The organism is Halomonas sp. NO4 (assembly GCF_010994375.1).
Classification (GTDB): Bacteria; Pseudomonadota; Gammaproteobacteria; order Pseudomonadales; family Halomonadaceae; genus Halomonas.
In genome coordinates this window covers 25,444-51,398 of record NZ_WHMA01000016.1, presented here as the reverse complement: position 1 = coordinate 51,398, position 25,955 = coordinate 25,444, and the positions used below count along the sequence as shown (strand labels likewise).

Sequence of the window (25,955 nt, the reverse complement as noted above, 5' to 3'; positions counted from 1 at the left end):
GCTGTTCGGTTCGGGTCGCGAGATCGGCCAGGCGCTGGTCGCCGACCCGCGCATCCAGGCGGTGGGCTTCACCGGCTCGCGCGGCGGCGGCACGGCACTGATGAAGACGGCCCAGGCGCGCCCCCAGCCGATTCCGGTCTATGCCGAGATGAGCTCCATCAACCCGGTCTTCCTGCTGCCCGAGGCGCTCGCCGCTCGCGGCCCGGCCATCGCCGAGGGCTTCGCCGGCTCGCTCACCATGGGCGCCGGCCAGTTCTGTACCAACCCGGGGCTGTTGATCGGCCTGAGCGGGCCCTCGCTCGATGCCTTCGTCAAGGCAGCCGGTGACGCGGTCAAGGGCAGCGCCGCCCAGACCATGCTCACCCCGGGCATCCACGCCGCCTACCAGGACGGTGTCGGTACCCTGGCCGCCAACCCCAGGGTGCGCGAGATCGCTCGTGGCCAGGAAGGCGCCGGCCCGCACGAGTGCCAGGCAGCCCTGTTTGCCGCCAGCGCCAGCGACTTTTTGAGCGACGAGGCCCTGCAGGCCGAGGTGTTCGGTGCGGCCTCGCTGGTCATCGAGTGCGACGACCTCGCGGAAGTGAAGGCCGTAGCCGAGGCCCTGGAAGGCCAGCTCACCGCCACCCTGCAGATGGACGACGGGGACCTGGCAACCGCCAAGCAGCTGCTGCCGCTGCTCGAGCGCAAGGCCGGTCGGGTGCTGGCCAACGGTTGGCCCACCGGCGTCGAGGTGTGCCACGCCATGGTCCACGGTGGGCCTTACCCGGCCACCTCGGATTCGCGTACGACCTCGGTGGGCAGTGCGGCCATCCAGCGCTTCCTGCGTCCGGTGTGCTACCAGAACCTGCCGGCAGGGCTGCTGTCCGAGGCGCTCCAGGACGACAACCCCCTCAATGTCTCGCGCCTGGTGGACGGCCAGCGCGAGCTTTGAGGGTTGCCTCTTCTGAGATGACACCTTGAGTGGAATCGTTATCTTGGCGGCCTGCGGGCCGCCTTTTTCGCATACTGGGTGAAGCACCTAGACGGGGTTGAGCACAAGGTTGTCGCCGGCCGTTTGGCTGGGGCTGGATAAGCTCGTAATGTTGTATGATATCCTATAAGATGATTAATTGTGGAGAGGCTTTGAACCGGCATTCGAGTATCCGTTTCGACAGGATGGAAGGCCGGGATCCAATACCCAGTCTGATATGCATGAGGTGATAACCATGACCCAGCCCATGGACGACAAGAAGATCATCAAGGTCCATGAAAGCGACAACGTCGCCATCGTCATCGGCCGAGGCGGGGTAACCGCTGGAACGGAACTAAAGACCGGACTGATTGCCCTTGCGGATATTCCGCAAGGGCACAAAATCGCCTTGTCGGATATTCCAGTGGGTGCTGCGGTCGTTCGTTACAGTGAGGTCATTGGTACGGCAACCGAGGCGATTCCGTCGGGCGGTCATGTCAGCGAGTTCAATATCGCGTTGCGTCAGCCGCCTGCCTTGCATGAACTGCAACTGGCGACCCGTGAGTATGGGCCGTTAGAAACATTGGAAGGGTATACCTTCCAAGGGTATCGCAACGCGGACGGTAGTGTCGGTACGAAGAATGTGCTCGGTATCACGACAAGCGTGCAGTGCGTCGCCGGCACCGTCGAGCATGTCGTCAAGCGTATCAAAGCAGAATTGCTGCCGCAGTACCCCAATGTCGATGATGTCGTCGGGCTGACGCATACGTATGGCTGCGGGGTGGCGATCAATGCGCCTGCCGCGATCATTCCCATTCGTACCCTCAAGAACATCACGCTCAACCCCAACTTCGGCGGGGAGGTGATGGTCATTGGCCTGGGGTGCGAAAAGCTGCAACCGTCGACGTTGGTGTCCCAGCAACCCGTCAAGATGTACGACTCGAGTGAGGAGGCATCGGCCACCGGCAATATTCTCAGCTTGCAGGACGAGCAGTTTGTCGGTTTTGCAGAAATGGTGGCCGGTATCATGGCCATGGCCGAGCAGCATCTCGCCAAGCTGAATCAACGGCGGCGTGAACCCTGCCCCGTATCGGAACTGGTGGTGGGTACGCAGTGCGGTGGCAGCGATGCCTTCTCCGGGGTGACGGCCAACCCGGCCGTCGGTTTTGCGGCGGATCTGATCGTACGGGCCGGTGGTACGGTCATGTTTTCGGAGGTGACGGAAGTCCGAGATGCGATCCACCTGCTGGCGCCACGGGTCGTCGATAAGGGCGTGGGCGAGAAGCTGTGTCAGGAAATGGCGTGGTACGACAATTACCTGGCACAGGGGCAGGCGGACAGAAGTGCCAACCCGTCACCGGGAAACAAGAGCGGTGGGTTGAGCAATGTCATCGAGAAGGCGTTGGGGTCGATTGCCAAGTCGGGTACGAGTCCCATCGTCGATGTGCTCGGGCCGGGCGAGCGGATCAGCAAGCGAGGGTTGAATTTCGTCGCAACCCCGGCCAGCGACTTCATCTGCGGCACGTTGCAGTTGGCGGCGGGCATGAACATGCATGTGTTCACGACCGGGCGCGGTACCCCTTATGGGTTGTCCATGGTGCCGGTGATTAAGGTCGGGACGAACACCACGTTAAGCCGCCGCTGGCATGATCTCATCGATCTGGACGCCGGCCGCATCGCTTCCGGTGAGGCCACGATCGAGACGATGGGGTGGGAACTGTTCCATCTGATCCTGGAGATTGCCAGTGGGCGTGAACAGGCGGCGGTCGACCGTCTGGGGATACATAACGATCTGGCGCTGTTCAACCCCGCCCCTGTGACGTAATACCGCCAGCTGCGACGAGGACCATTGAGGAGAGCATCATGACAGGCAAAGTTGCGGTAGTGACAGGCGCCGGGAGTGGTATCGGCCGAGTGGCATCGCTGGCTCTGGTCAGCGAGGGGTATCGCGTCGCGTTGGTGGGGAGACGGCGCGATCGCCTGGAGGAAACGGCGAGTCTCGCCAGTGATCGCGAAGCCACGCTGGTCGTAGTGGCCGATGTCGGCGATGAGGCGTCGGTCGATGCGGCATTCGATAGGGTCGCCGCTGCCTGGGACCGGGTGGATCTGCTGTTCAACAATGCGGGACGCGGGGCACCACCGGCGACTCCGGATGAGTTGCCGGTCGCCGTATGGCGGGAGGTCGTCGATACCAACCTGACCGGCAGCTTCCTGTGCGCCAGAGCGGCGTTTCGTCTCATGCGCGAGCAGTCGCCACGAGGTGGCCGAATCATCAACAACGGCTCGATTTCCGCTTATGTGCCTCGACCGTTGAGTGTGGCCTATACGGCCACCAAGCATGCGATTACCGGGCTGACGCGGTCTCTGTCGCTGGATGGCCGTGCCTATGATATCGCCTGCGGCCAGATCGACATCGGGAATGCCGATACCGAGATGACGGCCCGCATGGCCGAGGGCATTCTGCAGCCCAATGGCGATGTCGTGCCCGAGCCTCGCATGAATGTCGAGGAGGTGGGACGGGCAATCGTGCACATGGCTAGTCTGCCTCTGGCAGCGAATGTGCAGTTCATGACGGTGATGGCTACCAATATGCCCTATGTCGGGCGGGGATGAGGCTATAGCAGTTTGCCGGGATTGAATAATCCTTCGGGATCCAGCGCCGCCTTGATGCGTTCCATCATCGCCAGGGCGACGGGGTCCTGGTAGCGGCGCAACTCGGTCCGTTTGGCGAGCCCGATACCATGCTCTGCCGAAATCGAGCCATTCATGTCAGCGACCAGATCGTGTACGGCACGGTTGAACTGCGGTGTCAGGTCCATGAAAGCGGCAGTATCCATGGCCTCGGGCTGGCTGACATTGAAGTGGAGGTTGCCGTCACCGACATGGCCGAAGGCGCAAATGCGGCATGCCGGGAGGATCGACCGGCAGGCGGCGCTGGCGGCCTCGATGAAATCCGCGATACGCGATACCGGTACGGAGATGTCGTGCTTGATCGAGGCGCCTTCGGCGATCTGTGCTTCCGCAACTCCTTCACGCAGCCGCCACAACGCCTGTGATTGCGCGCTGCTCGTGGCGATGACGGCATCCTTGATCACGTCGTTCTCGAAGGCGTCGGCCAGGGCCGCTTCCAGACGGGTATTCAGATCGAGACCGGCATCCGGAGTCGTCAGCTCGATCAACGCGTATGACGTGTAGCTCTGGTCGAAGGGCGCGCGTGCTCCCTGAATGTGGGACAGCACGGCGTCCATCGCAAAGCGCGGCAGGAACTCGAAGGCCGTCAATGTATCGCTGAGTTGGCCCCGCAACTGGTCGTACAATGCCAGCACCTGATGCGGAGAGTCGCAACCGACCAGCGCGGTGGCTGTCACTCGCGGCATGGGAAACAACTTGAGCACGGCAGCCGTGATGATGCCCAGCGTGCCCTCGGAGCCGATGAAGAATTGCTTGAGATCGTAACCGGTGTTGTCCTTGCGCAAGGCGGTCAATCCGTTCATGACGCGGCCATCGGCCAGCACCACTTCCAGCCCGAGCACTAGGTCACGGGCATTGCCATAGCGCAGCACATTGATGCCGCCGGCGTTCGTGGCCAGATTCCCGCCGATCTGACACGATCCCTCTGCGGCCAGCGATAGCGGAAACAGACGCCCGGCGTCATGGGCGGCCTCTTGCACCACTTGCAGGATACAGCCCGCCTCCACGGTGATGGTGGCATTGGTGGGATCGATGTCGCGAATCCGATTCATGCGTCCCAGTGCCACGACGAGGCTCTGCTGCGGTACGCCGCCTCCCACCAGCCCGGTGTTCCCACCTTGCGGTACCAACGGCACTCCATGCTCGCGACACTGCTCGACGATGAAGGCGACATCGGCGGTGCAGGCCGGCAATACCACGGCCAATGCATCCCCTGGATACAGCCGGCGCTGTTCCTGGACATAAGGCAGTATGTCGGCAGCTTCGGTCAGTACGTAGTCGGCCCCGAGTCGATGGACCAGCGTGTCGAGCAACTCGTTGGCGAACGGCTGTCGCTTCAGGGCGTCGGGCATGTCGGGCTCCAGTGGGTGAGGCGTTCGATGTCGTGGGTGTCAGCCGCGCTTGGCGAGACGCAGTCGGGTGATGGTGGTTCGCGTCGAGATGCGTTCGGGATCGGTGCGCAACTCGATGACCGCCGGGCGGCGTGCCTCAATGGCACCCTGCAGCGCCAGCAGGAGTTCGTCGGTGCGGTTGACCATGGCCGTGTAAGCCCCCATGCCTGCCGCCATCGTGAGGAAATCCGGATTGACCAGGTCGGTGCCAACGATGCGTTCAGGATGCTCACGCTCCTGATGCATGCGGATGGTGCCGTATGTGCCATTGTTGAAGAGCAATACGATCGGACGCCCGCCATGGTGTACGGCGGTGGCCAGTTCCTGGCCGCTCATCATGAAACCGCCATCGCCGACGAAGGCGAGGACCACTCGTTCAGGATCCTGCAGTGAGGCCGATACGGCGGCCGGTACGGAGTAGCCCATGGCGCCGCACGTTGATCCCAATTGACGGCCGGGGCGGCCGTAACGCAGATAGCGTTGGGCCCAGCCGGTATGGTTGCCGGCGTCGAGCGTGATGACCGTGTCGCAGGGGAGTTGATCGCGCACGGCCATCAAGGCTTGACCGATATTGAGCGGTCCGTCTTCATCTGTGCTGCTGATATCGTCGAAGTACGCTTGCCGGGCCTGCTGGCGCCATTCACTCCAACGCCCGGTGAGTTGCTCCCAGCGGCAGTCTCGCAGTGCGCGCGCGACCCGTTCCGGGGCCGCCGCTATCCCGATCTCGGGGCTGTAGACGCGGCCGATTTCATCGCTGTCACTATGGATATGGATCAGCGTCTGGTTGGCGACGGGGGGTGTCAAGGTCGTGTATGTCTTCGTGGTCATTTCCCCGAGCCGTGCACCAATCACGAGCAGTAGATCTGCCTCGGCAATGCGCTTGACCAATTGGGGCGAACTCGCGGTTCCAAAGTCGCCGATATAGACGTCAGAGCGGTTGTTTACGATGTCCTGGCGGCGGAACGAGCATGCCACCGGCAGGTCGTGCGCTTCGGCGAAGGTCGTGATGTCGCGGCAGGCCGTATCATCCCAGCCACTACCTCCGACCAGCAGCAATGGACGCCTTGCTGACGATAACGCCTCGCGGATGCGCGTCAGGTCGGCAGCCCCGATGTCGGCACGCGTGGGGCGATAGGGAGGGGCATCCACCGTATCGACGACATCGGTCAGCATGTCTTCAGGCAGTGATAGCACGACCGGACCCGGCCGGCCCGATGTCGCGACACGGAAGGCGCGTGCCATGTATTCGGGAATTCGCGCAGCATCATCGATCTGCGCTACCCACTTGGCGATGCTGCCGAACATCTGCTGGTAGTCGATCTCCTGGAACGCTTCACGGTCCCGTGAGGGGCGGTCCACCTGGCCGATCAACAGGATCATGGGCGTGGAATCCTGCTGGGCAATGTGGACCCCGATCGAGGCATGGCAGGCACCGGGGCCGCGTGTCACCAGACAGATGCCCGGTTTGTCGGTCAACTTGCCGTATGCCTCGGCCATGTTGGCGGCACCGGCTTCATGGCGTGCGTTGTAGAGACTGATGCGATCCTGGACATCATACAGCGCATCCAGTACTTCGAGATAACTTTCGCCCGGAACGCAGTAAGCGGATTCGACGCCGTGGATCAGCAACTGATCGACGAGCACCTGACCTCCGGAACGGGGGCGGAAAGACTGGGACATGGTAGTGACTCCCAATGGACAATTCGGGATAGACCGGGGACTGTTCGACACGCGGCGGCATTGGCCGAGGTTGCGCACGGTCCCCGGGCCTCGGGACGACTGTCGTCGGCGTCCCGAGGCGGGTGTGTGAGTCATTGCCGTGGCGGCTCGTACAGCTTCTGAGCGCTCTTCGCAGAGAGAGACTGCCTGTTGAGCAGTATCGGCAGCATGCTGATCAGTAGCACCAGACTACCGCCGAGAGTGACTCGCCAATCGGGATAGATGAAGCTGATGGCAGTGACGAAGAGCAGGAGCTGTTGCCAGCGTCGTAGCGGCGCGAACATGTACTGTTGTAGTGCCGCGGCCAGCACAATGACGCCGATGGTGGCCTGCGTCAGCACCAGTGCGATGCGCATCGGTTCTCCCTGCAGCAGGATGGTTGGTTCATAGACGAACATGAACGGCACGATGAAACCGGCGGCGCCCAGTTTGAGGGCCTCGATGCTCGATTCCCATATCTTGGCTTTCGACAGTGTGTTGGCCGCGTAGACCGCCATGGCTACCGGGGGCGTGATGGCGGATAGGATGGCAAAGTAGAAAACGAACAGGTGTGCGGCTTCGGCTTGCACGCCGAGTTTGGTCAGGGCCGGGACCAGCAGGGCAACCTGGACGATGTAGGCCGGCGTGGTCGGCATGCCCATGCCCAGGATGATACCCGCGACCATACTGAGCAGCAGGGCCAGTACCAGGATGTCCTGTGAGGCCGAAATGACGAAGTTCGAGAAGCTCAGGCCGATGCCGGTGATGTCGATCACGCCGACGACGATGCCGGCACAGGCACAGGCAGCGGCGATTGGTAATACGTTCCTTGCCCCGTTTTCCAGTGCATCGATGGTGTTGCGCAGCGTGACGTAGTGTCGGGTCGTCTTGCGCAGATACGCGGTAGGGATCACCGAGGCGATACCGCACATGGCGGAGTAGGGCGCAGAGTAACCGAGCACCAGGGCGCCGATGATGACGACTAGGGGAATGAACAGGTGGCCGCGTTCCTTGAGGACGCGTCCCAGTGGCACTTGATCCTCTTCAGGCACGCTGCCGACATTGTTGCGTTTGGCCGCGAAATGGATGCCGAAGAACAGGGCGACATAGAACAGCAAAGCAGGTGTGATGGCATACATCGCCACTTTGAGATAGCCGATGCCGAGATACTCGGCCATGACGAAGGCCGCTGCGCCCATGACCGGTGGCATGATCTGCCCCCCTGTAGAGGCGACGGCTTCCGTGGCACCAGCAAAGGCCGGCCGGAATCCCATGCGCTTGATCAAGGGAATGGTGAAGGTGCCGGTCGTCATGACATTGGCAACGGCCGAGCCGGACACGGAGCCGAACATGCCGCTGGTGACGCAGGCGACCTTGGCGGGACCGCCGGCCTGGCGTCCTGTCAGGGCGACGGCGAAATCCATGAACAATTGACCGATTCCCATGCGCTCGACAAGGGCACCGAAAATGATGAACAGCACCATGTAGGTTGCCGAGACGGCGATCGGGATACCGAAAATGCCTTCCGTGGTGATGGCGAGCTGTTCGAGCACGACGGTAGGTAACGTATTGGTCGCTGTAAAGGCGTAGACCAGAAAGCAGATGGCGGTAATCGGCAGCGCCGGTCCGATCGCTCGCCTAGCGGCTTCCAGCACCAGGGTCACGAGAGTGATGGAAGCGATGATATCGCGCGTGGTCAGCGGGTCGACATAGATGAAGCGCGAGAAGATGTAGTCCAGATTCAAGCTGGGGTATAGCGCTGCAAACAGGCCTATGACCGCCAGTATCATGTCGTACCAGGGCGGGATGGCGACCGATTCGCGTCGGTAGTTACTGGTCAGGAAAATCAGGGAAACGGCCAACGCAACATGGATGCCGCGCAGTATGTAAGGGCCTGGCGTTCCGGCCAGCGCGATATAGATATGGTATAGCGACATACCGACCAGGATGACCTTGATCGATAGTCCGAAAATCTGGGCATAGAGCGACGTTGAGGTGTGACGCACGGAGAACTCCCGATTTTATTTCTGTTCTTCGCCGATGACCTGGCTGCCAATAGAGTCTTGCCCCCTTGCCCAGTTCGGCTGGGCAAGGGAAGCGGTCGTCATGGTGGCGTTTACAGTGCGTCGTGTTCGCGGTAGAACGCTTCCGCGGCGGGATGCAGCGGCACGCCGATGTCGGTGGCCATTTCTTTAGGCGTCAGATCCTTCATGGCCCGGCTGATATCGCCGAGAGAGTCCGTGTTTTCGACCACAGCCTCCAGGAAGGCGGTGACGATCTCGTCATCGAAATCACACTGGGCGATCATGTGCGTGTCATAGGTGATGGCCGGCACATCCTCATCCACGCCCGGGTAGCTGCCCGCGTGAACCATGCGTTTCTGGAAGGCAGCGTTCTGCTCCTTGAACTGATCGAAGGTCGCGTCGTCGATCGGTACGAAGCTGATGTCACGGCTATTCGCCAGATCCATCACCGAGCCGGCAGGCAGGGCGGTGCCGAGCGTGAAGATATCGGCGTGACCGTCTTTCATGGCGACGACCGAATCGGAATATGACAGATGGCTGACACTATCCAGATCGTCGTAGCTCAAGCCGTTGGTATCCAGCAGGCCGCGCGTGAGCATCTCCCCGGTGTGACCATTCTGTTGCGTAGTGAGACGCTTGCCTTCGAAATCGGCTACGGATCCGACCTCGGCGTCGTCAAGTGCCATGACCTGGAAGTACTGGGGATAGAGCGTGCCGAGGTTGCAGACGTTGTCGATGGCTTCGTTGAAGGGATCTCTGCCATTGATGCCATCGACCGTGGAGATGGAGTTGGCGAAGGCGATCGGAAAGCGCCCATTGGCCACACCCTGGACGTTGGCGAGGCCGGAACCTGGTGTCACCGTGATGGAAACATCATCGAGCTTATCTTCAACGACGGCTTTCAGTGCCCCCCCGATCGGATACCAGGATCCTCCCTGTGACCCGGTCGAGAGGGTGAAATCCTGGGCCTGAGCCATGGAAACCGCAGTGACACTCAGGGCAGCGATTGTTGTCATGGAGGCGTGCTTACCCAGTTTTAACATGACGTTACTCCTCACTTCTTGTCTTAGTTCGATGCTGCACTGTCTTCATTGAGCTTGTTCAGTGCAGGTGTGAGCCTCGTTCAGCAAGGCAATTTCAACGTATTTCTTATCATATGTTATGTCAACAGGTTATACGACAAGCTGTGTAAGTCTGTGTTAATAAAGCTTTATTTGGTCAGGCCTCTGTCGTTGCCAAGTGGTCCGGTCGCCCGCCGGAAAAGTGCTGTATCAGATGCTCCACGCTCTGAAGGGCCATCGCATTGCGCGTCTCGACGGTGGCGCTTGCCTGGTGAGCCGACAGTACGACGTTATCCAGTGTCAGCAGCGCCTCGTTGATGTGGGGCTCAATGGCGAACACATCGAGACCGGCTCCCAGCAACTCGCCACGTTCGAGCCTACCTATCAGCGTGTTCTCATCGACAAGCACGCCACGTCCGACGTTAACGATGATGCCGTCCGGACCAAGCGCGGCCAGCACGTTGTCGTCGACCAGGGGCCGCATGCCGGGGGAGCTGGCGGCAGCCATCATCAGAACGTCGCTCCAGGCGGCCAGTCGTTGAAGGTCCGGCTCGAAAGCATAGGACACATCTTCTCTGGGTGTCCGGTTGGTATAGGCGATTTCCATGCCGAAGGCTTCCGCCCGTGTCGCGATGGCCTGGCCAATACGGCCGAGTCCGAGTATGCCGAGACGCTTGCCCGTCAGGCTGCGGGTCAAGGGAGGCTGCTTGCCTTGTGCCCAATGCCCCGCCTTGACGAAATCGTGCCCTTGCGGCAGGCGCCGAAGCGTCGACATCATGAGCCCGAACCCCATGTCGGCGACATCCGCGGTCAGCACGTCCGGGGTATAGGCGATTCGCAGGCCCTTGCGCTGGGCGTGATCGATATCGACCCGATCGAGACCGACACCGTGCAGCGAGATGATCTCGAGGTTAGTCAACCGCGCCGCTTGCTCCGGTGTCAGCCCAATGTTGGCACCCGTCAGGACGCCCCTGGCGGTGTCCGCATGGTCGTGCATGGCGCGCTCGGGTGTCGGGCTATCCCATAGGTGGACGACGTTGAAATGTTCCTCGAGTCGCTCCATGCCGGGGTCGGCGATACGTTGCAACAGAAGAACTTCGGGCTTGGAGGCTTGTTCTGTCATGACTCGTTATCTTCAATAAGTGTCGAAATGCTGATGCCAGAGCGAGGTCATAAGCTCGCCTTGCGCGTTGAACTGAAGAGCCTGCGGAGGGCCTATCGGTTCTGCCATGCCGTCGGGGATATCTTCCAGCAGGGCGGGAGATACCATGATCCGGTCCAGGTGCAGGGTGGTCGAGATCATGCAGAACCGGGCGTCTTCATCGTTGAGCGACCACGACGTGGTGACGGCAGCTGCGATCACGTCCCGTTCGGTCGGCAGCACGATGGGGATGCGTGACTTATCCACCAGGGTGGCCGTCAGCGCATTCATGTAGGTGGCCTTGAAGTCGACGGATTCGGCGGCCGCTCGGGTCGTGAAGTCGGCCATGCCGATACCAACGGCGTTTCCCGCGGTCTCCTTGGTCAGGTTCAGCAACCCCAGTTTATGGATGAATGGCGTTGCGGGGTTGTCGATGCCGCGGATGTCGGTGCGTCCCGTGACGGCAAAGTCCATCCCCGTGCCGCTGATCTCCTTGCCGCTGCGTTCGACGATCAGTACATCGGCCTGAGTGATGGGCAGACGCGGAAGGTAGGACTTGGCTTCCTTGAGCAGGCGTTCGTCGGTCGTCATGATGGCGTCGGGCTCGGCCCCTTCGAGGTGCACGACATCCTTGTTGGCGTTCTCGACCAGGCCGATGCCGAGCGTGATGGGCGCATTGGCCAAGGCGATGCGCGCCAGATTGGGCAGTACGTCGGAGAGGCCGCGCGGGCCGAGTTTGTGCACGCGTCGCGCCCCTTCGGCCTTGCCCAGCCCGACGGCGATCATCTTGGTCAAGCCGCTTTCGATGGGGCGGTCGAACGTCGTGTGGGATTTGATACGGTTGACGAAGATGATGCCGTCCGCTTCGGCGGCATGACGATCGAATTTGCATGCGATTCCGTCAGCCGTCTTTCCGTATTCGACGACGTCCATCGTGGCGTGAATGGGAGCCCCCACGGCAGACTCGGTGATGCCCAGCTTGGCCAGCACCGCTTCCTGCCCTTCGGCCGTGCCGCCGCCATGGCTGCCCATGGCGGGAACAATGAACGGTATATGTCCCAGCGACCTGAGTTCCGACACTACCGCCGTGACAATCCCGACGATCGAGGTAATGCCCCGGCTTCCAACGCCGACCGCGACGCGGCTGCCGGGGGCGAGCCGAGAGAGCTGGCGGCTTTCTCGCATCACCTCTCGTGTTCGCCGATCGATATCGGTCACGGGCGTTCCTAGTCGGTGATTGAGCCGAACGGGGACGACGAGGGGTAGTCTGACATCGGCCAGATGGGGGAACTCGACGTCGGGAAAGCTGGCATGCTGGCCCATCTCGATCTCCTTGTTGTGTTATTCACAGGGATGTCGTTCACACGCTTGCGGTTGGGCGTGTATGTTGTATGATAAGATTATAGGTCAGATTTTGGAAGTCAGGGGTGAGAGAGAATGAAAGAGCCATCTGGGTTCCGTGCCGTTCGCAAGACCGTCAGCTTGAGCGATCAAGTGACGGATGAGCTTCGCAGCATGGTGACATCTGGTGACCTCGAGGTGGGGGAGCTACTCCCCTCCGAGAGCAGGCTGGCCAAACAGTTGGGCGTCAGTCGCACCGTAGTTCGTGAGGCGGTGTCGCGCTTGAAGCTGGATGGTCTGCTGGGCAGTCAGCAAGGACGGGGAGTATTCGTCGTATCGACACGCCCGAACCGCGGGTTCTCCCTTCGGGGGCATGATGCACAGAGCATCGATCATGTCCTGCGCATGGTGGAATTACGCATGGGATTCGAGGCTGAGGCCGCGGCATTTGCAGCTGAGCGGCGTACCCGGCATGACTTGACGATGATGCGTGAGGCTAATGAGTCGTTCCGCGAGGCGGTGGCTTCGGGCGATATCCAAGCGGGGGTCGAGGCCGACATGGCCTTCCATAGGGCTGTCTGCACAGCGACCGATAACGAGTTGTATCTCGAGTTCTTCAACTACTTGAGCAGTTATCTCAAGGAAACCATCCTGGTTTCCCGGCGCAAGTCGGTGACTCGTGTTGATGGTGGGCAGGCACCTATCGCCGAGCACGAAGCCATGATCGATGCCATTTCCCGTCAGGATGTCGATGCCGCTCGAACTGCCGCGAGATATCACATTGAGTGCAACATACACCGTCTGGAGACGTACTACGGCGTCATGCATGAATAGCCGACTCAGGCGAAACAGAAACGGAGATTGCCATGCAGCGACAGCGCTTGGTTCGGATCGATCCACTCGGTGGGGTAGCCGGTGATATGATGGTTGCCGCCCTGCTGGATGCGTTTCCCGAACATGAGCCGGCACTGGCGGACTCGCTGGTGTGTTTGCGATTGCCGCCTTCAGTGAGCTGGCGCATCGACGAAGGGACATTCTCGGGATTTCGAGGTAAACGGTTCCGTGTCGAGGCCGAGAGCGAGCAGGCTGCCCATAGTCACCATCATTATTCCGATCTCGTCGAACTCATTGGCCATTGTGGCCTGCCGCAGGGGGTCGCGCGCCGCGCGCTGGATATCTACACTCTGCTGGCGGATGCGGAGGCGGCCGTTCACGGGACGACCCTTCAACAAGTGGTGTTTCATGAGGTCGGTGCCTGGGATTCGGTGATCGATGTTGTGGCGGTTGCCACGTTGCTCGAGGCAATCGGGGAAACGAAGTGGTTGTGCGGTTCCCTCCCCTTGGGGAGTGGCCAGGTACCTACTGATCACGGGTGGGTGCCGGTGCCGGCTCCCGCTACGTCTAAACTCCTTGATGGAATGCCGGTTCATGATGATGGGCTGGGCGGGGAGCGCATTACACCGACTGGGGCGGCCATTCTTCGTCATCTTGGCTGTCATTTCGATACCCGCTGCAGCGGACGGCTGCGCAATACCGGCATGGGGTTTGGTAGCCGTGAGTTGCCTGACCGCGCCAACGCCCTACGCTTGCTGGTGCTCGAGACGGCGAACAACGACGCCGGGTTTTTACATGACCGGGTCGTCCGAGTGGCTTTCGATATCGATGACCAGACCCCTGAAGACGTCGCGATCGCCGTCGACATCCTTCGTGACACGGCCGGTGTGCTGGATGTCACGCTAGCGACTCGTGCATCGAAAAAGGGGCGGGTCGGTTTTCACATCGAACTGCTGGCGCAGCCCGAGCGGTTTGACGACATCCTGGCGGCGTGTTTTCGCCAGACCACGACGCTCGGCATTCGCTATCACGAGATCGAGCGCGCGCTGCTGACCAGAGAGCATGGCGAGGCCACTACCAGCCAGGGACAGGTCCGCATCAAGACGGCATCCCGTCCATCCGGCGCGACCCGCAAAGCCGAGGCGGATGATATCGCCCGACTGCGGGAGTCCCAACAGCGTCGACAGCAGGTCAGGCGCGAAGCCGAACAAGCCGGGGAGCCGTGATGTGCGTGCCCGCCGAACTGCATAATGTCTTGCAGACACCCGAAATGCTGGTCATAGCCGTCAGCGGGGGCGTGGATAGCCTGACCCTGGCAGCGGCCGCCCATCGGGTCCGGGGCCGGGAGAACGTGATGCTCTGCCATGCGCTGTCGCCGGCCGTCCCGGGGGAGGCCACTGCCCGGGTCCGGCGGATTGCCGGTCAATGGCAGTTGCGGCTCGAACTCATCGATGCGGGTGAGTTCGACGATCCCGATTATCTCAGCAATCCCGTCAATCGCTGTTATTACTGCAAGACTCACTTGTACCACACGATGTCGCGCCTGCAGGCGCATTTCCAGGGGACGTCCCTGACGATCGCCTCGGGGACCAATAGCGACGACCTGGGTGATTATCGTCCCGGTCTGATCGCCGCGAGCGAGCATGGGGTGTTCCATCCTTTCGTGGATGCGGGTATGGACAAGACTGCGGTTCGCGCGCTGGCGCACTCGTTGGGTCTGACCGATATCGCGCGTCTACCCGCCGCGCCCTGTCTATCGAGCCGTGTCGAGACGGGGCTGGCCGTCGAGGCCGATACACTGCTGATGGTGGATGCGATCGAAAAATCGGTGCGTGACTGGCTGGGCAACATCACGGTGCGGTGTCGCGTTCGTCATTCGGAATACTGCATCGAGCTGGGCGACGCATCGTTCGAATCGCTGAGCCCGGCCATGCAGCGGCAATTGCTGTCTCAGGCCAAACGCATCATGGCGGATCATGGGCGTGAAGCGCCCGTTACCCTGGAAGCCTATCAACAAGGGAGCGCTTTTCTGCATGGCTGATGAACAGATTGTCCGTTTTGATCGCAATCGTGCCTCTCGTATCGGGCTGGAGGAGGCCGTCTTTGCACAATCCAAGACGCCGGACCGCATTGCTGCCATCGTCGATGAGGCCGTCGAGGAAGAGCGCCGCTTGCTCATCACCCGTATCAGCCCGCAGTGCTGGGAGGCACAACCGGCGCGCATACAGCGGGTTCTCGACTACGACCCGCTGTCCAGAACGGCCGTGTTGGGCCTGATGCCTTCCCCCCAGGACGAACCGGCTATCGCCATCATCACGGCCGGTACGGCGGATGCACGAGTCGCGGCCGAAGCGCGGCGTACGCTCGAATACAACGGCTATGCCGTTGATGTGGTGAGCGACGTGGGTGTAGCCGGTCTGTGGCGGATTCTCGAGCATGTCGAGCGCCTGGAGGCGGTCCCCATTAAGCTGGTATTCGCCGGCATGGATGCTGCATTGCCCAGTGTCGTTGCCGGCCTGGTATCAGGAAGCATCATCGCGGTACCGACATCGGTCGGCTACGGCGTTGCGGACGGCGGGCGCGCGGCCCTGGATTCCGCGCTGTCCAGCTGCGCGCCGGGTGTGACCGTGGTTAACATCGACAACGGATATGGCGCCGCTTGCGCAGCTATCCGGATTCTAGGATGTCAGTCGTGATCATCGACAATAACAAAGCCAAGGAGACACTATGCCAGCCGCGTTGCCGCAGAACCGCTTCAAGTCATTGCTAAACGAGCAGACGCAGATCGGCATATGGAGCACCCTGTGCTCTAACATCGTGACCGATGCCCTGAGCGATTCCGGATTCGATTGGGTGCTATTGGATACCGAGCACTCGCCGAATGAAATCCCCAACGTCATGGCCCAGCTTCAGGTATTGGCGGGGACGGACACAGCTGCTGTGGTACGCCCTGCCTGGAACGATCCAGTGCTTATCAAGCGCTTTCTCGATATCGGCGCGCAAACCTTGCTGATTCCCTTTGTTCAAACGTCGGAAGAGGCCGAACACGCTGTTGCGGCGGTTCGCTATCCCAATCACGGAATCCGAGGCGTGGCGGCCGCCCATCGTGCCAACCGCTATGGTCGAGTGAGTGACTATGTTCACCGGGCCAATGACGAGTTATGCCTGATCGTGCAGGTCGAGACGTCGAGGGCGATCGACAATATTCCCGCCATCGCCGCGGTGGAAGGGATCGATGCCATCTTTATCGGCCCCTCCGATCTCGCTGCGGATATGGGGCATATCGGTGAAGCCGGCCATGCCGATGTACAACGAGAGATTGCCAGGGGGATGGAACTGTGCCGTGGGCACAGTATTCCGGCAGGCATCCTCGCGCCGTCACAGGAACAAGCGGAACACTGGCTTCATGCTGGTTTTGCGTTCATCGCTGTGGGGTCCGACATGGGCCTGCTGACTCGTCAGGCCGATGCCAAGGCGGACCATTTCAAAGCGCTGGCCTCATCTCTTTAACCCGTTCGATACCGGGTAATCATTTATTGAGAGCGGCATCTCGCTGGTCAACTTCATCATATGAATGATGACCAGAGGACTTATGTGTCGCTTTCCCGAGCTGCACAGGATATGTCATGACAATCAACAACGGAAAATGTCCCAACACCTTGCGTAGCGCCCGCTGGTATGCGCCCGACGACCTGCGATCCTTCGGTCATCGGTCGCGTGCGATGCAGATGGGTCGGGAGCCCAGTGATTGGGAAGCTCGGCCTCAGATTGCCATCATCAACACCTGGTCCGACATCAATCCTTGTCATGCACATTTCAAGCATCGTGTAGACGATGTCCGTCGCGGGATTCTCGAAGCCGGTGGCTTTCCGATCGAGTTGCCTGCGCTGTCTCTCGCCGAGAATTTCGTCAAACCAACCACCATGCTGTATCGCAACATGCTGGCAATGGAGGTAGAGGAGCTACTGCGCTCGCACCCCGTGGATGGCGTGGTATTGATGGGGGGGTGCGATAAGACCACCCCGGGCTTGGTACTGGGTGCAGTCAGTGCAGGATTTCCCGCTATTTTCGTGCCGGCCGGCCCGATGCTTCGTGGTAACTGGCGGGGCAATGTTCTGGGGAGTGGCTCGGATGCCTGGAAGTATTGGGATGAACGCCGCGCCGGCACCATTTCACGTGACGAGTGGATTGCCATTGAAGGTGGTATTGCACGCTCCTATGGCCATTGCATGACGATGGGAACGGCCAGCACGATGACCGCTATAGCCGAAGCCATGGGCCTGACGCTGCCGGCGGCAAGTTCGATTCCCGCTGCGGACGCTAACCATATACGCATGTGTGCAGCTTCGGGACGCCGGATCGTCAACATGGTCTGGGAAGACCTGACTCCCGATCGAATCATCACCCCATCGGCGGTCAACAATGCCGTCACCGTGGCCATGGCGACGGGGTGTTCCACGAATGCGATCATACATTTGATTGCCATGGCTCGTCGTGCAGGTATCAACATGACGCTGGAGGATTTCGATCAGGCCAGCCGTGAGATACCCGTCATCGCCAATGTTCGGCCGAGTGGTGAGCACTATCTCATGGAGGACTTTTACTACGCAGGTGGCCTACGCGCGTTGATGAGCCGTCTGACCGATTATCTGGATCTCGACGCCTTGACGGTGACTGGTGAGCCCCTGGGCGACACGTTGCAGGGCGCGGAAGTCTACAACGATGAGGTGATACGTCCTTTGTCGAATCCGGTATATCAAGAGGGGTCACTGGCGGTATTACGAGGCAATCTGGCCCCCGATGGTTGCGTGATCAAGCCTGCTGCGTGTGATCCCAGGTTCCATGTCCATACGGGGCCTGCTCTCGTATTCGATAGTTACCCCGAAATGAAGGCGGCCATCGACGACGACGATCTGGATGTTACGGCCGACCATGTGATGGTGCTTCGCAACGTGGGGCCCTTGGGAGGGCCGGGGATGCCTGAGTGGGGAATGCTGCCGATACCGACCAAGCTCGTTAAACAGGGTGTGCGCGACATGCTGCGCCTTTCCGATGCCCGCATGAGTGGTACGAGTTATGGCGCCTGCATGCTGCATGCCGCTCCAGAAGCGGCGGCCGGCGGGCCGTTGGCGCTGTTGAGAACCGGCGACATGGTCCACATCAATATTGCGCAGCGGCGTCTTACCATGGATGTCTCAGACGAGGAACTGGCGCGTCGCCGCGCTGAATGGACGCCCCCCAGGCCGGCCTTCTCCCGAGGCTATGGCTGGATGTTTGCTCAACACATCAAACAAGCGAACGAAGGCTGTGACTTCGACTTTCTGGAGACCGATTTCGGTCCTGCCGTGGGCGAGCCTGATATTTTTTAAGGAGCACGAACATCATGTCAGAAACGACTCTTACGACGCAGACACGCGAAAAGCTGATGGGCGTCAGTACGGCCACCTTGAGTACGGCGCTATTCAAGCGCGGGTTGCGCAATCAGTTCATTCAGGAGGTAAGCCCTCTCGATCCCGAGAAGCCCAATATGGTGGGAGAGGCGTTCACGCTCCGTTATATCCCCGCCAGGGAGGATCTCAACCCCATCACGGTCTTCCAGGATCCTGACCATCCGCAACGCGCCGCCGTCGAGCAGTGTCCTGCTGGCGGGGTGATGGTGATTGACAGTCGGCGCGATCCTCGTGCGGCGTCTGCCGGTTCCATCCTGGTTTCAAGAATGATGGTACGTGGGGTGGCCGGTGTCGTGACGGATGGCGGTTTTCGCGACTCGCCGGAGATCGCCAAACTGGACATTCCGGCATACCATCAGCGTCCTTCCGCGCCAACCAACCTCACGCTTCATCAAGCGATCGACATCAATGTGCCGATCGGTTGCGGCGATGTGCCCGTGTTTCCCGGCGATGTCATCGTTGGCGACGGTGAGGGCGTGATTGTCATACCGGCACATCTCGCCGATGAAATCGCTGATGAGGCCGTTGAAATGACAGCATTTGAAGATTTCGTCACGGAAGAGGTCCTGACAGGGCGGTCCATCATCGGTCTGTACCCACCGACGAAGCAGCAGAGCAAGGATGATTTTGCGGCCTGGCGACAACGTCAGGGCCGATAAGCACCACCGACGTTTGCCAGGGGCCGCATCGGTCCCGTGTTAATGCATTGATGATGAATCAGGAGGTAGCTATGTCGCGGCTTGTCAACGAAGCGGCCAGGGTGGGACTGGCACTGGGTGCCGTGGTTCTCGTGTTGTCGGGTAGCGTTCACGCCCATCCGGGACATGACGTTGTCGGCGGTGGATTTGGGGCAGGGCTAACCCATCCGCTGTTTGGCCTCGATCACTTGGTGGCAATGATGGCGATCGGCGTCTGGAGTCTCAATCAACGTCCGACATGTCGGTCGGTGATCCCCCTGTTGGCTGCTTGCGGCATGCTGCTTGGTGCCGTCGTTACGTGGGGAGGCTTACTCTTGCCGGGGATTGAATTCGGTATCGTCATGTCGGTCCTGCTAATGGGCATGCTGGTTACTACGCTCTTCAGGGCACCGACAGTGCTGGGCGCCCCGATGGTCGTGCTTTTCCTGTTTTTCCATGGCCAGGCACATGGGGCGGAAATGCCGGCGGGGATAGCGCCGTTGGCCTATTTAACCGGCTTTACTGTCGCCACGTTATTGATCATCTACACGGCCCGTTGGGTTGGCCAGCGGCTGATGTCACATGACAAACGCCTCGTACAACTGCTGGGTGCTATTATCACAACTAGCGGTGCCTTACTGGCAATCAGCTAATTGGACGAAAGAATTGTCAACGCAAAGCGTTGTTTTTTTAATTAAGTTGATACGAATGTAATAGGGTAGAATCTCCCCTTTTCCCATACCGAGAGAATGGCTGCTGCTGAGGACTGATGGCCCAGCAACCCTAATCACGGTCGAGGCTGATGGGAATAACTTACCTGATTACTCATCTTGATCAGCTATTACGCGAGCCTGGATCTATACTGGAATCATACGGACGGTCAAGGAGTTAGTGCCATGGCTCGCAATCCCATCCAGTACCAGTTCGGCCTGTCATTGCCGGCGTTTCGCGACCAGTACGGCACGGAAGCGCAGTGCCGGTCTGCCCTCTTCCAGCATCGCTGGCCCAAGAGGTTCGTGTGCCCCGACTGCGGCAACACCACCGGCTACCAGCTCGCGCGCGGGCTGTGCCAGTGCCATCACTGCCATCATCAGACTTCGCTCACCGCCGGCCCCATCTTCCATGCCACCTATCTGCCGCTCACCACCTAGTTCCTGGCCATCTACCTGCTGACCCAACGCAAGACCGGCCTCTCGGCGCTGCAGCTGTCCCGCGAGCTCGGCGTCAGCTACAACACTGCCTGGAAGCTCAAGCACAAGCTGCTGCAGGTCATGCACGAGTGTAACCGAGGGGAGACGCTCACCGGATGCATCAAGATCGATGATGCCTACCTGGGCGGCGAACGGCCGGGAAAGCGCGGGCGCGGCCCCGAGCACAAGGTCCCGTTCGTCGCCGCGGTGCACCGGTCTATGCCGAGATCAGCTCCATCAACCCGGTGTTCCTGCTGGACGAGGCGCTCGCCGTGCGCGGGAAGGCGATCGCCGAGGGGTTCGTCGGCTCGCTCACCATGGGCGCCGGCCAGTTCTGCACCACCCGGGGCTGTTGATCGGCCTGAGCGGGCCCTCGCTCGACGCCTTCGTCAAGGCAGCCGGTGACGCGGTCAAGGGCAGTGCCGCCCAGACCATGCTCACTCCGGGCATCCACGCCGCCTACCAGGGCGGTGTCGGTGCCGTGGCCGCTAACCCCAGGGTGCGCGAGATCGCCCGTGGCCAGGAAGGCACCGGCCCGCACCAGTGCCAGGCAGCCCTGCTTGCCGCCAGCGCCAGCGACTTCCTGAGTGACGAGGCCCTGGAGGGCCGGCTCACCGCCACCCTGCAGATAGATGACGGCGACTTGGCGGCCGCCCAGCAGCTGCTGCCGCTGTTCGAGCGCAAGGCCGGTCGGGTGCTGGCCAACGGTTGGCCTACCGGCGTCGAGGTGTGCCAGGCCATGGTCCACGGCGGCCCCTTCCCGGCCACCTCGGATTCGCGCACGACCTCGGTGGGCAGTGCGGCCATCCAGCGCTTCCTGCGTCCGGTGTGCTACCAGAACCTGCCGGCAGGGCTGCTGTCCGAGGCGCTCCAGGACGACAACCCCCTCAATGTCTCGCGCCTGGTGGACGGCCAGCGCGAGCTTTGAGGGTTGCCTCTTCTGAGATGACACCTTGAGTGGAATCGTTATCTTGGCGGCCTGCGGGCCGCCTTTTTTGTGGAAGGCTCACACAAGGCCGGTCAGCCTGAGCAGGAAGAGGCCTAGGGTGATGGTCAGGCTCGCCAGCAGCGTGGTAATGGCAATGATGTTGGCGGTGAGTACGGCGTTGCCGCCCATCGCCTTCACCATCACGAAGCTCGCGGCGGCGGTGGGACTGGCGAAGAACAAAAAAAGCACGCCGAGCTCGGGCCCCGAGAAGCCGGCGAGCACGGCGGCGGCGGTGGCCAACAGCGGCAGGGTGACCATCTTCATCAGGCTGGCGCCAAGGGCGAGCGAGCCTGAACGCTGCAGGGCCCCCAGCGACAGGGTGGCGCCGATGCAGATCAGCGCCAGCGGTAGGGTGAGGGAGGCGAAATATTCCCCCGAGGTCTTCAGCCAGGCGGGCAGGCTGACTCCCGAGGCGGCCACCGGAACGGCGATGATGACTGCCAGGATCAGCGGATTGCGGGCGATGTGCGAGGCGATATGGCGCCAGTCGGCGTTGCGATTCGGTTGATAGGCGGCCAGGACGATCACCGAGAAGACGTTATAAGTGACGATCACGACGCCGAGCAGCAGTCCAGCGGTGGAGAGCCCGAAGTGGCCGTACATGCCGGCGGCGAGCGCCAGACCCACAATGCCGCAGTTGCCGCGAAAGGCGCCCTGTACGTAGACCCCGCGCTCCGGGCGCGGGACCCGCAGGACTGCCCAGCCCCAGGCGACAAGGAAGCAGCCCAGCGTGGCCAAGGCAAAGAAGCCAAGCAGCTGGGGATTGAGCGTGGCGTCCAGGTCGGCCTCGATGATGCTGAGAAAGATCAGCACGGGCAGCGTGCCCTTGAAGACGAGGAAGGAAGCGGTGGCAACAAAAGCCTGATCGATCCAGCCGACACGCTTAAGGAGGATGCCCATGAGCACCATGGCGAAGACGGGGAGGGTGACTTCCAAGGTGCCGGAAAAGACCTCGAGCATTCCCATTAGCGCACCAGCCACAGGCCGACGATGATCGCGGCGATCACGGTGGCGAAGAACAGCCGGTTGCGCAGGCGGGTGTCACGAGGCGGGCGAGACATACGGGACTCCTGGATGGATGACGGGGCCGACGAAGCGGCGGCGACTTGGCGAACTAGGGTAAACCCGTTAGCCTGCTATCGCCACTGGCGAGACGCCAGCCCGAAGAGTGGAATCCAGTGCCATGCCAGCCTCCCATGATGCCGAAAGCCCCCGCTTGATCTTCGCCCATGCCAACGGCTTTCCCGGCATGAGCTATCGCAGCCTGCTGGCTCCGCTGCGCGAGCGCTTCGATGTCCATCCGGTCGACCGTCTCGGCCATCACCCCGACTATCCCGCTGCGCCCAACTGGCTGGCGCTGCGCGACGAGCTGCTCGACCACCTGCCGGTGAGCGGGGGGGCGGCCTATGGTGTCGGCCACTCCATGGGCGGGGTGCTGATGGCCATGGCCGCGGAGCGCGCGCCGGAACGCTTCCGCTGCGTGGTGATGCTCGACCCGCCGCTGATGCTGGGCTCCGATGCCTGGGGCATGAAGATGGCCAAGCGCTTCGGCTTCGTCGACCGGGTCACTCCGGCCGGCAAGACCCGCGGGCGCCGCGCGGTGTGGCCCGACCGCGAGGCCATGGCCTACTACCTGCGGCGTCGCGGGCTGTTCCGGCGCTTCACCGAAGCGGCGCTGCACGACTACATCGAGGGCGGTACGCGCCTGCGCGACGATGGCCAGGCGGAGCTGCTCTTCGACCCCGCCGTGGAGGTGGAGATCTTTCGCCACCTGCCCGACCACCTGACTCGCCTGCCGCATCGCCTCAAGGTGCCCTTCGGCGTGCTGGCCGGTCGCGACTCGGATCTGATCACGCCCAAGCGGCGCCGGCGGCTGGTGCGCCACGGTATCGCGCTGTCGCTGGTGCCGGGCGGGCACATGTTCCCCATGGAGTATCCGGAGGAGACCCGGCAGGCACTGCTGGACATGCTTGCTGACCTGGAGGAGAGGCGTCATGGCCGAACCTGACTCCCTGCACCTGGCGAGCGGGCGCCTGGCGGCGCTGGCCTGGGGTGAGCCCGAGGCGCCGACCTGGCTGGCGCTGCACGGCTGGCTCGACAATGCGGCGAGTTTCTCCCGGCTCGCCCCGCGGCTGGTCGAGCGGCTCAGCGTCCGCGTGGTGGCCCTCGACTTCAGCGGCCACGGCGAATCGGCCCACCGTGCTGGCGACTATGCGCTCTGGGATTACTGTCATGACGTGCTTGATGCCGCCGATGCGCTGGGGCTCGAACGACTCACCCTGCTCGCTCATTCCATGGGGGCGGGAGTGGCCTGTCTGCTCGCCGCGGCTCTGCCGGAGCGCGTGGCCCGCCTGCTGCTCGTCGACGGTCTCGGGGCGGTGACCACGCCGGCTGCCGAGGTGCCGGCGCAGCTGCGCAAGGGCTTGCTGGCTGCGCGGCGAACGCCGTCGCCGCCACCGCGCTATCCTGATAATGAGATGGCCGTGGCGGCGCGGGTGGCCGGTGGCGTGACGCCTATCGACGCCGCGACCGCCGAGCCGCTGGTACGACGCAACCTCGAGCCGCTCCCGGATGGCCACCGGCGGCTGCGTACCGATGGGCGGCTGCTATGGCCGTCGCCGCTGCGGCTGTCTCCGGAGCAGGCCCGCGCCGTGCTGGCTGCGATCCGCTGCCCGGCCCTGCTGATCGAGGGCGAGAACGGCATTCTCGGCGAGCGGGCGCCGGCCGCCATGGCGCGCGCGGCATTGCCGGGACTGGTGCGCCGGGTCGTCCCGGGCGGCCATCACTTGCATCTGGAGCCGGCGGCGGTGTCTGCGGTGGTCGAGAGCATCGTCGCCTGGCTTGCCGACGCGGCCGGTGAACAGCGACAAGGAGAAGGCGCATGAACGGTCAGCAGCGGTTTCGTTCGGGCAAGCGGGTGGCGCTGGTACTGGGCAGCGGCGGGGCGCGGGGCTATGCCCATATCGGCGTGATCGAGGAGCTCGAGGCGCGCGGCTACGAGATCGTGGCGATCTCCGGCTGTTCCATGGGCGCGGTAGTGGGCGGTGTCTACGCCGCCGGCCAGCTCGGCGGCTATCGCGAGTGGGTCTGTCAGCTCGACTATGTCGACGTCCTCCGGCTGGTGGATGTCACCTGGAGCCCCATGGGCGCCATGCGTGCCAGCAAGGTCATGAGCAAGCTCGAGTCGCTGGTCGGCGACACGCGCATCGAGGACCTGCCGATCCCGGTCACCACCGTAGCCACCGACCTGACCCGCCAGCGCGAGGTGTGGTTCCAGAGCGGCTCGCTGCTCGAGGCGATCCGCGCCTCCATCGCTGTGCCGGGGGTGATCACGCCGGTACATCGCAACGACCAGGTGCTGGTCGATGGCGGGCTGCTCAACCCGTTGCCGATCACACCCACGGTATCGGCTCATGCCGACTTCGTGCTGGCGGTCAACGTCACTGCCCACAGCCCGCGGCCGGTGACGCTGGACGAACTGCTGCCCGTGGTAGCGGATGGCCAGTACGTCGAGGGAGAAGAGAGTGACGAAGCAAGCGCCCACTACAGCAGCTGGATGAACGACGTGCGCGACGCCACGCGTCGGCTACTCGATGGCCTGGGCAGCGGCACCAGCCAGGATGCCGGCGAGTCCCACGAGCGGGGGCTGCGTGCCTGGGGGCGTCTCGACATGATCCTGGCGTCCTTCGATATTACCCAGGCGTCTCTGGCCAAGTACAAGATTGCCGGCTATCCACCGGACGTGCTCATCGAGGTGCCCAAGACGGTGTGCGGTGCCTACGAGTTCCATCGCGCCCGTGCCTTGATCCAGTTGGGCCGGCACCTGGCGGTGGAAGCGCTAGACCGTTTCGAGGGGCGCTCGCACCCCGGCTGGGGGAGTTCGGGGGTGGTGGTCGAGCCGGTGCCTGGCGACGAACGGAAGGAGGCGGAGTGACCGTCGGCGCTCAGGCATCCTGGCCGCGGCGGCGCAGCAACACATAGACGGCGCCGGTACCGCCGTCCGCCTCGCGCGCCGAACAGAAGGCGAGCACCCCGGGCCACTCCCGCAGCCAGGCGTTGACGTGGCTCTTGATCACCGGGTAGTCCGCCGTGGCACCCCAGGCCTTGCCGTGAACTACCAGCACGCAGCGCTGGCGTTGTGCCGCGGCGTCGCGCAGGAAGCTTTCCAGTTCGTCGCGTGCCTCGTCGAGGCTGTAGCCGTGCAGGTCGAGGCCCGCCTCCCAGACGATTCGGCCGCGCTTGAGCTGGCTGAGCGTGCGGTAGGGGAGGTCGGGCAGGGCGAAGTCCAGCGCCTGGGAGGGGCGTACCGGCTCCACCCGGCCGTCGCTGGTGCGGCTGGGGGCGCTGGCATCCGCTGCCGCTTCGGCCGCTGCCCGTCGTGCCGCCGCGGCGGGGTCCTGACGGCGCGGTCGCCCGGGGTCGGCGCGGTTGCGTTCGATGGGCCGCACGCCGGCATCGCGCAGCGCCTGGCGAAAGGCACTGACCTCGTCATCGTCCGGGAGGGGGCGGCGGCGGCTCAT

22 protein-coding genes and 2 pseudogenes are annotated in these 25,955 nt (G+C 62.3%); 16 read left to right on the top strand and 8 right to left on the bottom strand.

Annotated features, from left to right (window positions below):
* From FEF15_RS19435 to FEF15_RS12315, 3 genes are all read left to right on the top strand, one after another.
* The coding region (locus FEF15_RS19435; RefSeq protein ID WP_240454152.1) for an aldehyde dehydrogenase family protein at positions 1-931 on the top strand (931 nt) is incomplete at its 5' end.
* 274 nt (positions 932-1,205) lie between these two features.
* Positions 1,206-2,774, top strand: a complete 1,569-nt coding sequence (gene garD / locus FEF15_RS12320) for a galactarate dehydratase (protein ID WP_163559471.1) — start codon at positions 1,206-1,208, stop codon at positions 2,772-2,774.
* A 38-nt stretch (positions 2,775-2,812) separates the two neighbouring features.
* The gene (locus FEF15_RS12315) at positions 2,813-3,562 is read left to right on the top strand and encodes an SDR family oxidoreductase (RefSeq protein ID WP_163559470.1); all 750 of its coding nucleotides are present in this window, start codon (positions 2,813-2,815) and stop codon (positions 3,560-3,562) included.
* A gap of 2 nt (positions 3,563-3,564) precedes the next feature.
* Here FEF15_RS12315 and FEF15_RS12310 read toward each other — a convergent pair whose 3' ends face one another.
* The 6 genes from FEF15_RS12310 to FEF15_RS12285 all read right to left on the bottom strand — a co-directional run bounded on the left by FEF15_RS12310 (position 3,565) and on the right by FEF15_RS12285 (position 12,278).
* Positions 3,565-4,992 (bottom strand): FAD-binding oxidoreductase, encoded by a 1,428-nt coding sequence (locus FEF15_RS12310; RefSeq protein ID WP_163559469.1) that lies wholly within the window; start codon positions 4,990-4,992, stop codon positions 3,565-3,567.
* Between the two features lie 39 nt (positions 4,993-5,031).
* On the bottom strand, positions 5,032-6,711 hold the full coding sequence (locus tag FEF15_RS12305; RefSeq protein WP_163559468.1) for a thiamine pyrophosphate-binding protein: 1,680 nt from the start codon (positions 6,709-6,711) through the stop codon (positions 5,032-5,034).
* Positions 6,712-6,842: 131 nt separating this feature from the next.
* Positions 6,843-8,735: a TRAP transporter permease gene (locus tag FEF15_RS12300; protein WP_163559467.1), complete on the bottom strand. Its 1,893-nt coding sequence runs from the start codon at positions 8,733-8,735 to the stop codon at positions 6,843-6,845.
* Between the two features lie 110 nt (positions 8,736-8,845).
* The gene (locus FEF15_RS12295; protein ID WP_163559466.1) at positions 8,846-9,796 is read right to left on the bottom strand and encodes a TAXI family TRAP transporter solute-binding subunit; all 951 of its coding nucleotides are present in this window, start codon (positions 9,794-9,796) and stop codon (positions 8,846-8,848) included.
* Between the two features lie 175 nt (positions 9,797-9,971).
* Positions 9,972-10,937 (bottom strand): 2-hydroxyacid dehydrogenase, encoded by a 966-nt coding sequence (locus FEF15_RS12290; RefSeq protein ID WP_163559465.1) that lies wholly within the window; start codon positions 10,935-10,937, stop codon positions 9,972-9,974.
* 12 nt (positions 10,938-10,949) lie between these two features.
* Positions 10,950-12,278 (bottom strand): lactate racemase domain-containing protein, encoded by a 1,329-nt coding sequence (locus FEF15_RS12285; RefSeq protein WP_163559464.1) that lies wholly within the window; start codon positions 12,276-12,278, stop codon positions 10,950-10,952.
* Positions 12,279-12,392: 114 nt separating this feature from the next.
* On the opposite strand from FEF15_RS12285, the gene FEF15_RS12280 reads away from it, so the two are divergent.
* The 10 genes and pseudogenes from FEF15_RS12280 to FEF15_RS12235 form a co-directional block, all read left to right on the top strand.
* A complete protein-coding gene (locus tag FEF15_RS12280; RefSeq protein WP_163559463.1) occupies positions 12,393-13,130 on the top strand; it encodes a FadR/GntR family transcriptional regulator in 738 nt (245 codons plus the stop codon).
* Between the two features lie 32 nt (positions 13,131-13,162).
* Positions 13,163-14,356, top strand: coding sequence for a LarC family nickel insertion protein (locus FEF15_RS12275; RefSeq protein WP_163559462.1), 1,194 nt, complete (start codon positions 13,163-13,165; stop codon positions 14,354-14,356).
* A complete protein-coding gene (locus FEF15_RS12270) occupies positions 14,356-15,171 on the top strand; it encodes an adenine nucleotide alpha hydrolase (protein ID WP_240454151.1) in 816 nt (271 codons plus the stop codon). Before FEF15_RS12275 ends, FEF15_RS12270 begins: the two co-directional genes overlap by 1 nt.
* Positions 15,164-15,826, top strand: a complete 663-nt coding sequence (larB, locus tag FEF15_RS12265) for a nickel pincer cofactor biosynthesis protein LarB (protein ID WP_163559460.1) — start codon at positions 15,164-15,166, stop codon at positions 15,824-15,826. Before FEF15_RS12270 ends, larB begins: the two co-directional genes overlap by 8 nt.
* Before the next feature lie 31 nt (positions 15,827-15,857).
* Positions 15,858-16,640: an HpcH/HpaI aldolase/citrate lyase family protein gene (locus tag FEF15_RS12260; protein ID WP_163559459.1), complete on the top strand. Its 783-nt coding sequence runs from the start codon at positions 15,858-15,860 to the stop codon at positions 16,638-16,640.
* A gap of 116 nt (positions 16,641-16,756) precedes the next feature.
* Positions 16,757-18,499, top strand: coding sequence for an L-arabinonate dehydratase (araD, locus tag FEF15_RS12255; protein WP_205598524.1), 1,743 nt, complete (start codon positions 16,757-16,759; stop codon positions 18,497-18,499).
* 14 nt (positions 18,500-18,513) lie between these two features.
* Positions 18,514-19,239, top strand: a complete 726-nt coding sequence (locus tag FEF15_RS12250) for a ribonuclease activity regulator RraA (RefSeq protein ID WP_163559458.1) — start codon at positions 18,514-18,516, stop codon at positions 19,237-19,239.
* 71 nt (positions 19,240-19,310) lie between these two features.
* Positions 19,311-19,910, top strand: a complete 600-nt coding sequence (locus tag FEF15_RS12245; protein ID WP_163559457.1) for a HupE/UreJ family protein — start codon at positions 19,311-19,313, stop codon at positions 19,908-19,910.
* Positions 19,911-20,153: 243 nt separating this feature from the next.
* Positions 20,154-20,657, top strand: a pseudogene (locus tag FEF15_RS12240) (IS1595 family transposase); the annotation flags it as partial.
* A 2-nt stretch (positions 20,658-20,659) separates the two neighbouring features.
* Positions 20,660-21,375 (top strand): annotated as a pseudogene (locus FEF15_RS12235) (aldehyde dehydrogenase (NADP(+))); the annotation flags it as partial.
* Between the two features lie 78 nt (positions 21,376-21,453).
* On the opposite strand, the gene FEF15_RS12230 reads toward FEF15_RS12235, so the two are convergent.
* Positions 21,454-22,401: an AEC family transporter gene (locus FEF15_RS12230; protein WP_163559456.1), complete on the bottom strand. Its 948-nt coding sequence runs from the start codon at positions 22,399-22,401 to the stop codon at positions 21,454-21,456.
* 217 nt (positions 22,402-22,618) lie between these two features.
* Here FEF15_RS12230 and FEF15_RS12225 point away from each other — a divergent pair, with 217 nt between their 5' ends.
* From FEF15_RS12225 to FEF15_RS12215, 3 genes are read left to right on the top strand one after another with little or no spacing between them, the layout of a single operon-like run.
* The gene (locus FEF15_RS12225; protein WP_163559455.1) at positions 22,619-23,443 is read left to right on the top strand and encodes an alpha/beta hydrolase; all 825 of its coding nucleotides are present in this window, start codon (positions 22,619-22,621) and stop codon (positions 23,441-23,443) included.
* Positions 23,430-24,320 carry an alpha/beta hydrolase gene (locus tag FEF15_RS12220; RefSeq protein ID WP_163559454.1) on the top strand — a complete coding sequence of 297 codons (891 nt, stop codon included), beginning with the start codon at positions 23,430-23,432 and terminating at the stop codon, positions 24,318-24,320. The genes FEF15_RS12225 and FEF15_RS12220 overlap by 14 nt, the downstream gene beginning before the upstream one ends.
* On the top strand, positions 24,317-25,369 hold the full coding sequence (locus FEF15_RS12215; protein ID WP_163559453.1) for a patatin-like phospholipase family protein: 1,053 nt from the start codon (positions 24,317-24,319) through the stop codon (positions 25,367-25,369). Before FEF15_RS12220 ends, FEF15_RS12215 begins: the two co-directional genes overlap by 4 nt.
* Before the next feature lie 10 nt (positions 25,370-25,379).
* Here the strand turns inward: FEF15_RS12215 and FEF15_RS12210 are convergent, their stop codons facing one another.
* Positions 25,380-25,955, bottom strand: a complete 576-nt coding sequence (locus FEF15_RS12210) for a Smr/MutS family protein (protein ID WP_163559452.1) — start codon at positions 25,953-25,955, stop codon at positions 25,380-25,382.

Bases quoted from the DNA above. Each gene is read 5' to 3' on its own strand.
- garD (WP_163559471.1), top strand. From the start codon at position 1,206: ATGACCCAGCCCATGGACGACAAGAAGATCATCAAGGTCCATGAAAGC.
- FEF15_RS12315 (WP_163559470.1), top strand. From the start codon at position 2,813: ATGACAGGCAAAGTTGCGGTAGTGACAGGCGCCGGGAGTGGTATCGGC.
- FEF15_RS12310 (WP_163559469.1), bottom strand. From the start codon at position 4,992: ATGCCCGACGCCCTGAAGCGACAGCCGTTCGCCAACGAGTTGCTCGAC.
- FEF15_RS12305 (WP_163559468.1), bottom strand. From the start codon at position 6,711: ATGTCCCAGTCTTTCCGCCCCCGTTCCGGAGGTCAGGTGCTCGTCGAT.
- FEF15_RS12295 (WP_163559466.1), bottom strand. From the start codon at position 9,796: ATGTTAAAACTGGGTAAGCACGCCTCCATGACAACAATCGCTGCCCTG.
- FEF15_RS12290 (WP_163559465.1), bottom strand. From the start codon at position 10,937: ATGACAGAACAAGCCTCCAAGCCCGAAGTTCTTCTGTTGCAACGTATC.
- FEF15_RS12285 (WP_163559464.1), bottom strand. From the start codon at position 12,278: ATGGGCCAGCATGCCAGCTTTCCCGACGTCGAGTTCCCCCATCTGGCC.
- FEF15_RS12280 (WP_163559463.1), top strand. From the start codon at position 12,393: ATGAAAGAGCCATCTGGGTTCCGTGCCGTTCGCAAGACCGTCAGCTTG.
- FEF15_RS12275 (WP_163559462.1), top strand. From the start codon at position 13,163: ATGCAGCGACAGCGCTTGGTTCGGATCGATCCACTCGGTGGGGTAGCC.
- FEF15_RS12270 (WP_240454151.1), top strand. From the start codon at position 14,356: ATGTGCGTGCCCGCCGAACTGCATAATGTCTTGCAGACACCCGAAATG.
- larB (WP_163559460.1), top strand. From the start codon at position 15,164: ATGGCTGATGAACAGATTGTCCGTTTTGATCGCAATCGTGCCTCTCGT.
- FEF15_RS12260 (WP_163559459.1), top strand. From the start codon at position 15,858: ATGCCAGCCGCGTTGCCGCAGAACCGCTTCAAGTCATTGCTAAACGAG.
- araD (WP_205598524.1), top strand. From the start codon at position 16,757: ATGACAATCAACAACGGAAAATGTCCCAACACCTTGCGTAGCGCCCGC.
- FEF15_RS12250 (WP_163559458.1), top strand. From the start codon at position 18,514: ATGTCAGAAACGACTCTTACGACGCAGACACGCGAAAAGCTGATGGGC.
- FEF15_RS12245 (WP_163559457.1), top strand. From the start codon at position 19,311: ATGTCGCGGCTTGTCAACGAAGCGGCCAGGGTGGGACTGGCACTGGGT.
- FEF15_RS12230 (WP_163559456.1), bottom strand. From the start codon at position 22,401: ATGGGAATGCTCGAGGTCTTTTCCGGCACCTTGGAAGTCACCCTCCCC.
- FEF15_RS12225 (WP_163559455.1), top strand. From the start codon at position 22,619: ATGCCAGCCTCCCATGATGCCGAAAGCCCCCGCTTGATCTTCGCCCAT.
- FEF15_RS12220 (WP_163559454.1), top strand. From the start codon at position 23,430: ATGGCCGAACCTGACTCCCTGCACCTGGCGAGCGGGCGCCTGGCGGCG.
- FEF15_RS12215 (WP_163559453.1), top strand. From the start codon at position 24,317: ATGAACGGTCAGCAGCGGTTTCGTTCGGGCAAGCGGGTGGCGCTGGTA.
- FEF15_RS12210 (WP_163559452.1), bottom strand. From the start codon at position 25,955: ATGAGCCGCCGCCGCCCCCTCCCGGACGATGACGAGGTCAGTGCCTTT.